A 13167-nucleotide genomic window follows, 5' to 3' on the forward strand; every position below is an offset into this window, starting at 1 on the left:
TCTGCTGCGGGGTGCCAGGGTCAGGCGGGTGTTCCCTCGGCGGCCCAGGCGTCGATCTGTTCGCTGAGCAGGTGCAGAAGCAAAAGGTGCATTTCCTGGGTGCGGGCGGTGGTGGTGGAGGGAACCAGCAGCGCCAGGTCGGCGTGTTCGGCGGCCGGCCCTCCGTCGCCGCCGCCGAACAGGACGGTGAGGGCACCGCGGTCCCGCGCGGTCTTCAGCCCGCGCACGACGTTCTGGGAACGGCCCGAGGTGGTGAAGGCGAGAACCATGTCGCCGGGGCCCGCGAACGCTTCGATCTGCCGCGAGAAGAGGTCGTCGAAGTCGTAGTCGTTGCTGATGCAGGTGGTCACGGACGGGTCGACGGACAGGGCGAGCGCGGGCAGCGGGCGGCGTTCGCGGAGGTAGCGGCCCACGAGCTCCGCGGCCAGGTGCTGGGCGTCGGCCGCGCTGCCGCCGTTGCCGAAGGTGTACAGCCGCCCGCCGGCCTCGTAGATCGCCACCAGGCGCCGGGAGACCTCGAGCAGCTGCGGCAGGAGTTGCTCGACCCGGCGGGCCAGGTCGACGTGGTCGGTCAGTTGCTGCCCGGGATCCTTAGCCATGGAGGCGGTTTCCTTCCGGTCCTGTGGTGGTGGTGACGACTCGTTCGAAGGCCACGGCTGCCGCACCGACGACGCCGACCCGGTCGCCGCTGCGGGCCGGTTCGATGCGCACCGCGCGCGCGGCCGGGCCCATGGCCCATTCGCGCACGATGCGGCGCACGGGGGCCAGGAGCTGCTCGCCCGCGCGCGTGACGCCGCCGCCGAGGACGACGAGTTCGGGTTCGAAGACGTTGACGAGGGAGGTGACTCCGCCGGCCAGCGCTTGGGTGGTGGCGACCCATACCTGGGTGGCGACAGCATCTCCGGCGGCGGCCTCCCGGGAGACGTCGGCCGCGGTGAGGGCGAGCACGCGGAGAGCGTGGTCGGCGGCCGGCGGCCTCGGCCTCGGCGACCGCCTCGCGGGCCCGTTCGGCGATGGACGTGCCGGAGACGTAGGCCTCCAGGCAGCCCGTGCGCCCGCAGCCGCGGCAGTGCCGACCGTTCCGGTCGACCGTCACGTGCCCCAGTTCTCCGCCGTTGCCCGCGGCCCCGCGGTAGGTGCAGCCGCCGACCACGATGCCGCCGCCGACGCCGGTGGAGACGGTCAGGTAGATCATGTGGCGGGTACCGCGGCCGGCACCGAAACGGTGCTCCCCCGCCGCGGCCGCGGTGGCGTCGTTGTCGAGGACGGCCGGGAGCCCGTACTGGTCCTCGGTCAACTGGGCGATCGGTACGTCGATCCAGCCGGGCAAGTGCGGGGGGCAGAGCAGCAGGCCCGCCTCCGGGTCGAGCGGGCCGCCGCAGCCTATGCCGACGGCGGCGACCCGCTCCGGGGCGAGCCCGGACTCGTCCATCGCCTTGTGTCCCAGATCGAACAGGCGGGCCAGGACCGCCTGGACGCCCTCCTGAACCAGCGTGGGCGTGACGAAGAAGGAACGGACCGTTCCGTCGGCGCCGACGACCCCTGCCGCCAGCTTGGTGCCGCCGATGTCCAGGCCCAGGACCGCCGAGGTGGCTTCCGCAGCTTCGGAGTTGTGCATCGCTGCCACAGACCTTCCGTCCGTAGTCGTTGTGCCCGTGTGGTGACGCAGCACTGGCCAATGTGGCATCGTTCCCACATGAGAACGTACCCATGTCGTCCAGGCCCGTCAACAAGCAGGGCGGCAAGTGATCAAGAGCCCAACTGACGTGTGGTGCCCACGGATCCGGTGACCGCCGTACCGGCGGCCGCCGGGTCTGTCCACAACTCCGCCTGACGGGCCGCGTGCAGGATCGTCGCGGGCCAGTCGGGCTCCCACCGACTGGTGGCCAGCACGCGCGCGACGCTCTTCGCCTTGTCCGCTCCGGTCGCCACGAGCCGCACACGCCTGGACAACCCGGCGATCGTCGCCGGGCCCACGCTGATCCCCCGACGCGGCACCTGGTCCAGTGCCCCGAAGTGGGGGAACGTCGCCAGATTGTCGCGTCGGGTGGACTCGGCGAGACGCACCACACGCGTGCCCTCGGCGATCCCGGAGCCCGGCGGGTTGAACGCGACGTGGCCGTCGGAGGCGCCGGTGGCCAACAGGAACAGGTCGATTCCGCCGGCCGCCGCGATGCGCTCGTCGTATCGCGGCGGGTCGCCGGGATCCGGAACCCATACGTGGTCGTTCGGGATGCCGCGCCCCGGGCCCACGGCCCGACTCCAGGGCGCAGCGATCCGCAGGCGGGCAAAGCGCTCGCAACTGTGCAGCGCCTCGGCCGGCACACGGCGCACCGGTTCGGACACATCGTCCAGGTAGTCGTCCATCATCACGATCACCACGTGCGACAGGTCCATCGGCGCGGACCGCAGCCGACCGGCGACGGCATCGTACGTGCTCGTCAGGCTGCGCCCGCCGGGGCAACCGAGCAGGTAGCGACGGCCCCGTGCCGCGGCTTCGGCCATGCCGGTGACGATCTCGGCGGCGAGAGCCGCGCCGAGCGCTTCCGCGTCCGGGTACACCTTGAGCAGGCTCATGACGTCATGTCCTCCGCCTCGGTCGTGCACGGCATCACTCCGCCGCCGTCATACGGGGTTTCGCGTCCAGGAAGGCACGGCATACGGTCTTCTCGGAGACGACCGCCGCCACCTGGTCCAACCCGAGCAGCGCGGCACCGGCCACGGGGGGCGCGTCGGGAACGCCGATCCGGAACTCCTCCTCCAGGCCGGGAGCGGCCGCGCGGACCGCGGCGAGCATCCGGCCGTCCGGGTCCGCGAACAGTCCCCCTCCGAGTACCAGGCTCCAGGGGAAGGAGGTCGGCGCGAACTGGCGGCGTGCGGTGCGCGCCAGGGTGGCGACCTCCACGGCCAGGCGCTCCACGAGGGTGAAGGCCACCGGATCGCCGTCGTGGGCGTGGGAGAGCACCACCGGGACCAGCACGTCCAACTGGCGTTCCGTCAGGTCACCGGCCACAAGCCGCTCGGCGATCTCCCGGACGGACGCGACCGCGTAACGTGCGCAGATCGCCTGCCGCAGCGCGGTGGCCGGGCCGCGACCATCCTCGGCCCGCGCCGCAGCCCGGACCGCCTCCCGGGCCAGGAGGTCGCCCGCACCGCTGAGGTCGCCGCTCTGCCAGCCCAACCCGGGAAACTCGAAACGGCGGTCGTCATCGGCGCGGGCGACGCACTTCAGTCCCGCGCCGCACACGACAGCCACCGCGGGGGCGTCCTGCGTGGCACCGGTACGCAGCAGGGCCCAGGCATCGTTGCGGACCTCCACCGAGCCCCAGACCCGGCCGGCCGTCAGGGCCGTGTGCAGCGCTTCCACCTGTCCGGGCAGATCGGCGCCGGCCAGACAGCAGGCGGCATGCGCGACGGCGAGTTGGGCCGGACCCAGTCCGGCGTCGTATGCGGCGACAGTGGCCAGCCGGGTGACGACGGCGGCGGTCCGTCCCGGCCCGAGGGCGCTGCCGGGGCCGCGCACCCAGGACAGCAGGGCTCCGTCCTCATTCACCAGCGCCACATCGGTCTTGGAGTTGCCACCGTCGACCGCGACGACGAGACGGGCCATCATGCCGCCCACGGCAGGTGGTCGCGGTTGGCGGCCACGATCAGGTCGGTCAGCCGGTCGGCGACGGCATGCTGACCGATCAACGGGTGCGCCAACAGGGCGCGGAACACCCGGTCGCGGCCACCGTGCACGGCAGCGTCCAGCGCCAGGTGCTCGTAGGCCGTGACGTGTGCGACAAGCCCGGCGATCAACGGTTCGAGCGGCTCCACCGGCTGGGCCACCGCTCCGTCGGCGGTGACGGTCGCGGGCACTTCGATGACGGCGTCGGCGGGCAGGAACGGCAGCGTCGTGCCGTTGCGGACGTTGACGACGTGGGTGCGATGGTCGCCGTGGCGCAGCGAGGCCATCAGATCCAGCGCGGCGTCCGCGTAGAAGGCACCGCCCCGCCGGGTCAGCAGCTCGGGCTTGGTGTTCACCCGCTCGTCGGCGTACCGGTCCAGCAGCTCGTCCTCGATCTCCATGACTTCCTGGGCGCGGACGCCGTCCTTCTGCTGCCGGACGACGACCTCGTCATGGCTGTAGTAGTAGTGCAGGTAGTACGACGGCACAGAGCCGAGGCGACGGACGAGGTCGGCGGGAAGCCCCGTGGCCGGGGCCACCCGATGCCCGTGTTCGGCGAGCAGGCGCGGCAGCACGTCGGTGCCGTCGAGCAGCACCCGCCGCTCCCAGGTCAGGTGGTTGAGGCCCACATGGTCGAGTGCGATGCGGTCAGGGGCGACACCGAGCACCTCGGCGAAGTGCCGCTGGAAGACCGCCGCCGCGCTGCACAGCCCGACCACGCGCCGGTGTCCCGCCTCCAGCAGGGCGCGGGTGACGATGCCGACCGGGTTGGTGAAGTCGATCAGCCATGCGGTCGGGTTGACGGCCCGTACCCGCTCGGCGATGTCGAGCATCACCGGCACCGTCCGCAGCGCCTTGGCCAGCCCGCCGGCGCCCGTCGTCTCCTGCCCCAGGCAGTCGCAGCGCAGCGGCAGGGTCTCGTCCCGCAGGCGCGCGGCCTGCCCGCCGACGCGCAGCTGCACGAGCACGATGTCGGCACCCTCCGCCGCCCCGCCGAGGTCGGTGTGGGTGGTGACGGTGGCCGGATGACCGCCGGCGGACAGCATCCGACGGCTCATCCCCGCGAGCAGGCCCAGCCGGTCGTCCGAGACGTCCTGCAGGGCCAGTTCCGTGACCTCCAGGCGATCCCGCAGGCGTATCAGGCCGTCGACGATTTCCGGGGTGTACGTCGACCCGCCCCCGATGATGGTCAGCTTCACGAACTCCCTTTCGGGCCGCGCACGGCGGCCGGGTTCTCGTCACGCCGCAGCTTCACGTCCGGGGCGTTTTTCCGGCCCATGCGCTCAGCCCTTGCGACCCTGGGTGGCGATGCCGTCGATGATGTGCCGTTGGGCGAAGGCAAAGATGATGATCATGGGGATCGTGGCGATCAGGCTGGCCGTCGCGATGATCTCCCAGTGCTGTTCCCCGCCGTTGCCGAAGGTGTCGATGATCGACTTCAGACCGCGGGGAATCGTGAACAACGAAGTGTCCTGCAGATACACCAGTGGCCGGAGCAGATCGCTCCAACTGGCCTGGATCTCGAAGACGAAGACGATCGCCAGAGCGGGCCGGGACAGCGGTAGGGCGATGCGCCAGAACAGCCCGAAGAAGCTGCAGCCGTCAACACGTGCGGCTTCGAACATCTCCCGGGGCAGTGACAGGAAGAACTGGCGCAGCAGGAAAATGTAGAACGACGAGCCGAAGATGTTCTGCGCCCACAGCGGCACCTGGGTTCCGGTCAGGCCCAGGTGGTCCCAGACCAGATAGACGGGGATCAGGGTGACCGCCTGGGGCAGCATCATGGTGCCGAGCACCAGCCCGAACAGCACGTTGCGCCCGGGAAACCGGAAGTACGCGAAGCCGAACGCCACCAGGGCGCTGCTGAGCGTCACTGTCACGGCCGCCGCCAGCGCCACCGTCACGCTGTTGCCCAGCCACGTGAGCATCGGTGCATAGTTCCATACCTCGGTGAAGTTCGACGCCTGCACGTGTCGAGGGATCAGGAGGTTGTCCAACACCTCGGTGCGCGGCTTGAGCGAGGCGCTGATGAGCCAGATGAACGGATAGGTGAACACGACGGCCGCGAGGGCCAGGACGATGAGGTAGGGACCTCGCTTTGTCGCAGGGCGCAGATCCCACCCGAGGACACCGGTGTGGCCGGCGGGGGCGTCTTCGGTCCGGTTGCCGGCCCGACCGCCGTCGGTGCCGGGCGCGGGCGCCACCGCGGTGCGTGGAATACTCATATCAGTGCTTCTCGCCTTCGTAGTAGACGTACCGACGCGAGACACGTACTTGCACTGCGGTGATGACCATGGTGATCAGGAACAGCAGCCAGGCCAGCGCGGACGCGTAGCCCATGTGCAGGAACTGGAACGCCTGCTGGAACAGGTAGATGACGTAGAAGAGAGCCGCCTCGTTGGAGTACGTACTGTTCTGCTGAGCGCCGAAGAACATCGTGTAGGCCTGGTCGAACATCTGCAGCGCGGCGATGGTCTGGACGATCATGGTGAAGAACAGGGAGCCGCTGATCATCGGGATCGTGACGTGCCGGAACCTCGCCCACGAACCCGCGCCGTCGAGTTCGACGGCCTCATAGAGCTCCTTCGGGACCTGCCGGAGAGCTGCGAGGTAGATCACGACCATCCCGCCGACACCCCAGAGCATGGTGATGGCCAGTCCGGGCTTGACCCAGTGGGTGTCGGTCGTCCAGTTGGGACCGTTGATGCCGACCAGGTCGAGGGTGCGGTTGAGCAGTCCCTGCTGGCCGTTGAGCAGGAGCAGGAACAATGCGCCCACGGCGACGGTCGGCGTCATGACGGGAAGGTAGAAGACCGTACGGAAGAATCCCGACGCCCGGCCCACCCGGTTGAGCACCATCGCCAGGCCCAGGGCCACGGCCATGGCGGTCGGCACGTAGATGATGACGTAGACGAGCGTGTTGCTCAGTGCATGGGCCACCTTGGGGTCCTGGAACAGCTCGCGGTAGTTCGCGAAGCCCACGTTCTTCGCGGTGCCGATCGAGTTGTAGTCGGTGAACGACAGCACCAGGCTGACGATCATCGGGCCGAGCGTGAACACGAGGAACCCGACGATCCACAGGGAGATGAAGCCGTAGGCGGCGCGGATCTGCGGCCAGTCCCTGGCCCGGGCACGGAACTTGGCCGCAGTCGCCTTCGGGAGGGTGGCCTGCGTGGCCATCACTTCGCCGCCTCGAACGCCTTGCTCGCCTCGGCCTGAGCCTGCTTCATGGCCGCGCCGGGCTTCTGCTGACCCGACAGGGCGCGGTTGACCGCCTCCTGCCAAGCCGATTTGATCTCGCTGCCGGCCTTGGACCCCGTGACGGCGAACGCGTACTCGGTGGACGCGTAGTAGTGCTCGACGGCCTGTTGGAAACCGGTCTGGCCGCCCTTGACGTACTTCGCCTTGACTTTTACGTCGGCGTCCGTGTTCGCGGTCCACAGTCCGGTGAACATGGTCTTGTTCTTCTCAACGGTGGCCTGGCGGGCCGCACCCGCGCGAAGCCAGGTGTCGGTGCTCGTCATGACCTTCATCCAGTTGACGGCCGCCTCTGGATTGCCGGCACCCTTCGGCAGACACCAAGCGCTTCCGTTCTCGAAGCTGATGGGCTTGCCGTGCCGGTCGGTGAAGAGAATCGACCGCAGGTCGACCTTGGGTGAGGCCTGCACCAGGACGTTGATGTACCAGCCCTCCCAAGGGAACGCTCCGGCCTGGTCCTTCACGAACTGGTTGCCGGAGCCGAAAAGGTCCCAGGTGTCGCGGAAGGCCTTGAAGCGGGACCAGCCGCCCTGTTCGTCTATCAGGCTCAGTGCGTACGTCAGGGCCTCGACGATCCGAGCGTCGTCCAGGTTCGGGGAGCCGTCCGGGTTCACCAGGTCCGCGCCGTTGGCCTTCGCCCACAACGGCAGGAACTCGGGGAGCTTCGGGTCGAATCCGATGCGGGAGATCTTGCGACCGCCGGCCTTGTACAGCTTCACGGCGGTGGTGTGCAGCTTGTCCCAGTCGGTGGTGCTCAGGTCGGACAACGCAAGCCCTGCCTCGTCGAGGGCCTTGCCGTTCACCAGGATGTTGCGGGTGCTGTAGAACTCGGGAACGCCGTAGATCTTCCCGCCGATCGTCACTTCGTCGAGTGCGGCCTTGCGATACGTGCCGGTGTCGATGCCCGCGGAGGCGATCCGGTCGTCCAGGGGCTGGATGACGCCCTGGGCGGCATAGCTGCCCACGAGGTCGCGGTCGAGGTAGACCAGGTCTGGCGCGTTGCCGCTGGACACCGCGGACAGGAACTGCTGCGGGTCGAAGTCACCTTCGTTCAGGCGCAGCTCCACCTTGGGGTAGGCGCTCTTGAACGCGTCGATGCGGGCCTGCCCGACGTCGTCGGGCTTGCCGAAGCCCTGGGTCGACAGCACTCCCCCGCCGACCTTGTTGCCCCCGCCGTTGCTCTTGGCGCCGACACCGCCGCAGGCGTTGGTCGAAGCGAGGGCGAGCGCTCCTATCGAGCCGGCCAGGAAACGTCGTCGAGAGACCATGTCGAACTCCTCATTGAGTGCGGTTTTTCGGGAAGGGACAGGATGTCGGGGGAGCCGCGGAAGGCGGATGCTCGTCGCGGAGGCCGTCAGCGGATCAGTCGGCTCACGCGGTCACGCTGGACCCGGTAGGGCGTTGGCGCGTGCGACCTGGGAGTACCAGTGGCCGCTGTTCTTGACCGTGCGGCGCTGCGTCGCGTAGTCGACGTGCACCAACCCCATGCGGGGCCGGTAGCCCATCGCCCACTCGAAGTTGTCCATCAGGGACCAGTGGAAGTATCCGCGGACCGGGCAGCCGCGCTCGATCGCGCGGTGCACGGCGACGAGGTGGCGGTGCAGGAAGTCGGTCCGCCGCGCGTCGTGGACGGCGCCGTCCTCGCCGGGCTCGTCGTTGAAGACGGCGCCGTTCTCCGTGATGAGTACCGGCACCTCCCCGTAGCTCTCGTGCAGTTGGACCAGCAGGTCGGTAAGGGCCTCCGGCACGATCTCCCAGTCGAAGTCCGTACGTGCCACGTCCGCCCGGCCGGGCTCCACCCGCCACGGGAAGGGACCGTCCGCGGGCTGCCGGCGCGCGCTGACGATACGGCGCGTGTAGTAGTTGACCCCGATGAAGTCGCTTCCGGCTCCGATCACGGACATGTCGCCGCTGCGGATGAAGTCCAGGGGACCGGCGGCCTGTTCCCAGTGCTCACGCATGTCCTCGGGGTAGCGGCCGCTCAGCACGGCGTCGAGGAACCAGCGGTTGACATAGCCGTCGGAGTGGTGCGCCGCGAGGCGGTCCTCTTCACTGGCGGTGTGCGGCACGTGCGGGAAGAGGCTGAACGCCACACCGGCCCTGCCCTCTGGGCGGCTCTCTCGCAGCGCCTGGACGGACTTGCCGTGGGCGAGCAGGAGATGGTGCATCGCGCGCACCGAACCCGCGATGTCCCGCTCCCCCGGTGCGTGCAGACCGAGTTGGTGTCCGAGGAGGCCGACGATCCAGGGCTCGTTGATCGTGACCCAGTCGTGCACCCGGTCGCCGTAGGCCTCGAAGCAAACGGCCGCGTACTCCGCGAACCGGTCCGCCGTCTCGCGAGCCAGCCAGCCACCGCGCTCCTGCAGGGCCTGCGGGAGGTCCCAGTGGTAGAGGGTGACGAGCGGGCTGATGTCACGAGCGAGCAACTGGTCGATCAGGCGGTCGTAGTGGTCGACGCCCCTCTTGTTCGCACCGCCGTCCCCGTCGGGGATCAGCCGGGGCCAGGCCAGCGAGAACCGGTAAGCGTTGACGCCGAGGTCGGCCATCAACGCCACGTCCTCGGCAACCCGGTGGTAGTGGTCGCACGCGACCGCGCCGCTCTCCCCACGCTCGACGGCCCCGGGGACGCGGCAGAAGCGGTCCCACACGGACTCGCCGCGTCCGTCGCTGTCCGTGGCACCCTCCACCTGGTACGCGGAAGTCGACGTGCCCCAGAGAAAGCCGTCCGGGAAGCTCAGCACCCCGGTTGATTCGGTGGTCACCTGTGACGTCAGCCCTTCGATCCGTTCATGGCAGTGGCAGTGCCGGCAGAGGCCGGCAGGCCGTGGTCCTGCGGGGGGGAACGTGCCACTCCTCAGCAACGCTGCGGTCAGGTGAGGAGGGGGTCACCGGGGGTGCCGACAGCCGACGCTGTCCGCGCATGAATGCGATGTGGCATCGTTCCCACATGGGAACGTACTCAGATCGTTGAAGGCCCGTCAATACTCCGGCAACACTTGATTCACAGCTCGTACATCAGCGCACGTCGAAGCGCCTGTTGGGGCGCGCTCGAGCGGCGCCCGCGCGGTCCCGAACGTCCTGCGACAGGCGCTGGATCAGGCTCCGGTCGGGCTCGCCGCCGGCGCCGCGGTCGAGCCACGCAGCACCAGCGTCGGCTCGAGTGTCTCCTGGATGCGGCGACGCCCTGGGCCCCTCTTCGATTCCGCGGCGGCTTCCCGTTCGGCGACCCGTCCGAGCAGCAACTCGGCCGCCCTGCGCCCCATGTCGTATGTGGGCTGCGCGACGGCCGTGAGCCCCGGCTCCACCATCCGCATCCATGCGAGGTCGTCGAACGACACCAGCGACACGTCACGCGGCACGGCAAGGCCGCGTCGGCGCAGCTCCAGCCAAGCGGTCTCGGCCATCAGGTTGTTGACGGCGAAGATCGCGGTGACGTCCGGGTGCTGATCGAGCAGCTCCGCCACCCGGGACCTGGCGTCCGCGGCTTGGAATTCCAGGTCGAGAACCAGCCGCCGGTCGAGGGGCACGTCGGCGGCGCGGTGCGCGGCGCGGTAGCCACGCAGCCGTTCGGCGCCGGTGGCCCACTTCGTCTCGTCGATCAGCAGCGCGATGCGCCGGTGACCCAGTTCCAGCAGGTGTCGGGTGGCCTCCCGGGCACCGTACTCGCTGTCGATGATCACGGAGTCGCACCCGCGGGCTCCGGAGCGCCGGTCGGCCTCGACCACGCTCACGCCCCGCTCGACGAGCAGTTCGGTGGCCGCTGCGGCAGCCGGGGTGAGCACGACGCCCGTGGCCCGCATCGCCACGAAGGCCTTGGCACCGTCGAGTTCCTGTTGGGGGTCTCCGTGGTCATCCACCAGCACCATCTGGTAACCGGCCGCGCGCAGTGCCTGCTCCACGCCCGCGGCGAGTTCCGCGTAGAACTGATTGCGCAGGTCGGAGACGAGCAGACCGACGACGTTGCTGCGCTGCGCCTTCAAGGTGCGTGCCAGAGCGTCGGGGACGTAGCCGATGCGCTGGGCGGCCGCGAGCACGTCCTCACGGATGTGCGCCGCCACATAGCCCTGCCCGCTGAGCGCGCGCGACGCGGTGGAGCGGGAGGTCCCTGCCTCCCTCGCCACATCGTGCAGGGTGGGGCGGCGTCGCCCGCCCGCGGACTTGTGCCCGTCACCGTCGCCCCCGACGATTGGTACCCCTCTTCCTCGATCAGCCATCCGCCGCTGTCCCCTCGCCCCGATTGCCGCTCTCCCCCAGCACCGTCCGGCACCTGAGTCCGCGTGCAGTGAGAGACACTGCTGGCAGAATAACGTGATCGTCCGGCCGTACTCCGGTCGAACGCTTACGTCGGTGGCCTCGGCTCACACCCCCGGTCCTTCTGGCGCGTCGCCGTCCTCCCACCGCTGCCTGCGCGCCACCGTGACCAGGGCCTCGGCCTGCTGGCCGAACCGTACCCCACCGACCGTCAGGTCCACGGCCACCCGCCTGCGAGCTCCGCGCCCCTCTGGGGGAACGGTCACAGTGAAGACCAGGGTGGCCTCCCCGCGCCCCTGCGGCTTCACCTCCTGCTCGGCGGGCTCCACCGCCCAGCCCTGCGGGACCACCATCCGCACCCGGGCGGTGCGCGCGGTCGGGAAGGGATTGCGCACACGGACCTCCAACACCAGGGTCCGGCCCGGCGTCACGGTCGAGCGGTAAGGAGTGATCCGGGCGCCGAAGCCTTCGGCGTCGAAGTCGACTTCCGCAGGCAGCAGTTCGCGGTGCAGCCGCGCCACCCGCTCCCCCTCCTCCAGCAGCATGTCCAGGTAGTCCTGGGTGACCTTGCGAGGAGGCCAGTGGCCGCTGATCATCAGTTCGGGGTTCAAGGCGCGGTACAGCTCGGCGCTTCGTCGGAAGTCGTCGATCCGGAAACGGTTGCGGTACTGGTAATTGAGCAGTTCGGGCTGCTCCCCCGGCCGCCAGGCAGTGTTCTGCTGGTCGCCGGTCGCCACCACGCGGCGGCCGTCGGCCTCGAAGGAGTACGCGGCCGCGTACAGAGTGTGGCCTGGCAGTTCATGCACGCCGATCTCGTACTCGCGCCAGGTGACCGGCTCGCCGACCGGGAGATCGCGGTCCACCGGGATGGGGTCGAACCACAGACAGGGCAGGTCCCAACGCTTCGGGTCCTGGAGCACCGGGGTGACGTTGGAGGGCGACCAGACGGCGGTGCCCTCCACCTCCCGCAGCAGATTGAATCCGGCGACGTGGTCGTCGTGGTAGTGGGTCGGCAGCGCGACCTCGACCCGGTCGATGCCGTGGACGCGCCGCAGCGACTCCAGGCACGCCAGCAGAGGCCGTCGGCTGGAACGGTCGTGCCCGCCGGCCAGGCCGGTGGTCAGGTCGTAGCCGAAATCCAGCAGCAGTGCCGTGCCGTGCTCGGAGAGCAACGCGTACGTCAGCGCGTTGCTGGTGCGGTTGCGCAGCAGGTGGGGCGTCACCCGCTCCCAGGGGTCGTCCAGCATGGCGTCCAGATCCCACGGGCGTCTGCGGCGTGAGTCCAGCAGTGCCTGAAGTCTTGATCGCAGCCGGGCAACAGCGGCAGGCGGATCCGTCACCGGCTCCCCGTGCGACGGCAGCAACACGGCGGGGGCGTGGTCGAGCAGCTGCCGGCACGACAGGGCGGTGGCGGCGACACCCTCCATACCGGCGCTCTCGCCTCCTGTGTACGCCCACTGGGCGGCCGCCAGCGACCATACCCGGCCCTCACCGTGGATCAGGTCGCCGACGAAGGCCAGGCGCTTGCCGCCGATCTCCACCAGGTAGCTGACGGAGCCGACGGTGTGGCCGGGAGTGGGAAGGGTGAGCACCTCGAGCGGCCCGTAGGAGCGGGTGCGGTACTCGGCGACGCTGCCGGTGACCGGAACCTGCTCCAGCAGCGAGAACCTGTCCTGGCGCACGTCGTAGTCGTTGTCGAGCGGCCGGGTACGCCAGTGTTCGTCGACGTTCTCGATGAGGTCCCGCTCCACCGGCGGGACCCACACCCTGATGCCCTCGTGCGCAGCACGCGCCAAACCTTGTACCTGGTCGCGATGGTGATGGGTGATCAGGACGTCCGTGACGCGGTCGACTCCGTAGTCGTCGAGGCGGTCGAGGACTTCGCCGCTACCGAAGTCGATGAGCACCGCCTCTCGACCACGACGCAGCACATACACGTGGCAGGTGTCCTGAAGGCGGAAAACGTCCGTGCCGATCAGCATGGTTCT

At 69.5% G+C, this 13167-nt stretch carries 11 protein-coding genes and 1 pseudogene; all 12 read right to left on the reverse strand.

What is annotated here, in order from left to right; translation table 11 throughout:
* Positions 1-20: 20 nt before the first annotated feature.
* A complete protein-coding gene (locus N8I84_RS01325) occupies positions 21-599 on the reverse strand; it encodes a D-sedoheptulose-7-phosphate isomerase (RefSeq protein WP_263227495.1) in 579 nt (192 codons plus the stop codon).
* Positions 592-948 (reverse strand): ROK family protein, encoded by a 357-nt coding sequence (locus N8I84_RS01330; RefSeq protein WP_263227497.1) that lies wholly within the window; start codon positions 946-948, stop codon positions 592-594. The genes N8I84_RS01325 and N8I84_RS01330 overlap by 8 nt, the downstream gene beginning before the upstream one ends.
* An 88-nt stretch (positions 949-1036) precedes the next feature.
* Positions 1037-1687: pseudogene (locus N8I84_RS42980) on the reverse strand (ROK family protein); the annotation flags it as partial.
* Between the two features lie 62 nt (positions 1688-1749).
* Entirely contained in the window at positions 1750-2577 is an 828-nt protein-coding gene (locus N8I84_RS01335) for a 6-phosphogluconolactonase (protein ID WP_263227499.1), read from the reverse strand.
* 34 nt (positions 2578-2611) lie between these two features.
* Positions 2612-3613, reverse strand: a complete 1002-nt coding sequence (locus tag N8I84_RS01340) for an N-acetylglucosamine kinase (protein WP_263227501.1) — start codon at positions 3611-3613, stop codon at positions 2612-2614.
* The gene (locus N8I84_RS01345; protein WP_263227503.1) at positions 3610-4869 is read right to left on the reverse strand and encodes a family 4 glycosyl hydrolase; all 1260 of its coding nucleotides are present in this window, start codon (positions 4867-4869) and stop codon (positions 3610-3612) included. The genes N8I84_RS01340 and N8I84_RS01345 overlap by 4 nt, the downstream gene beginning before the upstream one ends.
* An 84-nt stretch (positions 4870-4953) precedes the next feature.
* Positions 4954-5874: a carbohydrate ABC transporter permease gene (locus tag N8I84_RS01350; protein WP_263227504.1), complete on the reverse strand. Its 921-nt coding sequence runs from the start codon at positions 5872-5874 to the stop codon at positions 4954-4956.
* Positions 5875-5896: 22 nt separating this feature from the next.
* Positions 5897-6850: a carbohydrate ABC transporter permease gene (locus N8I84_RS01355; protein WP_263227506.1), complete on the reverse strand. Its 954-nt coding sequence runs from the start codon at positions 6848-6850 to the stop codon at positions 5897-5899.
* Positions 6850-8196 (reverse strand): type 2 periplasmic-binding domain-containing protein, encoded by a 1347-nt coding sequence (locus N8I84_RS01360; protein ID WP_263227508.1) that lies wholly within the window; start codon positions 8194-8196, stop codon positions 6850-6852. Before N8I84_RS01360 ends, N8I84_RS01355 begins: the two co-directional genes overlap by 1 nt.
* A gap of 111 nt (positions 8197-8307) precedes the next feature.
* Positions 8308-9690 carry a GH1 family beta-glucosidase gene (locus N8I84_RS01365; protein WP_263227510.1) on the reverse strand — a complete coding sequence of 461 codons (1383 nt, stop codon included), beginning with the start codon at positions 9688-9690 and terminating at the stop codon, positions 8308-8310.
* Positions 9691-10023: 333 nt separating this feature from the next.
* Positions 10024-11049 (reverse strand): LacI family DNA-binding transcriptional regulator, encoded by a 1026-nt coding sequence (locus tag N8I84_RS01370; protein WP_263227511.1) that lies wholly within the window; start codon positions 11047-11049, stop codon positions 10024-10026.
* Positions 11050-11286: 237 nt separating this feature from the next.
* Positions 11287-13161, reverse strand: coding sequence for an MBL fold metallo-hydrolase (locus N8I84_RS01375; RefSeq protein ID WP_263227513.1), 1875 nt, complete (start codon positions 13159-13161; stop codon positions 11287-11289).
* Positions 13162-13167: the final 6 nt, after the last annotated feature.

The organism is Streptomyces cynarae, assembly GCF_025642135.1.
Lineage (GTDB): Bacteria > Actinomycetota > Actinomycetes > Streptomycetales > Streptomycetaceae > Streptomyces > Streptomyces cynarae.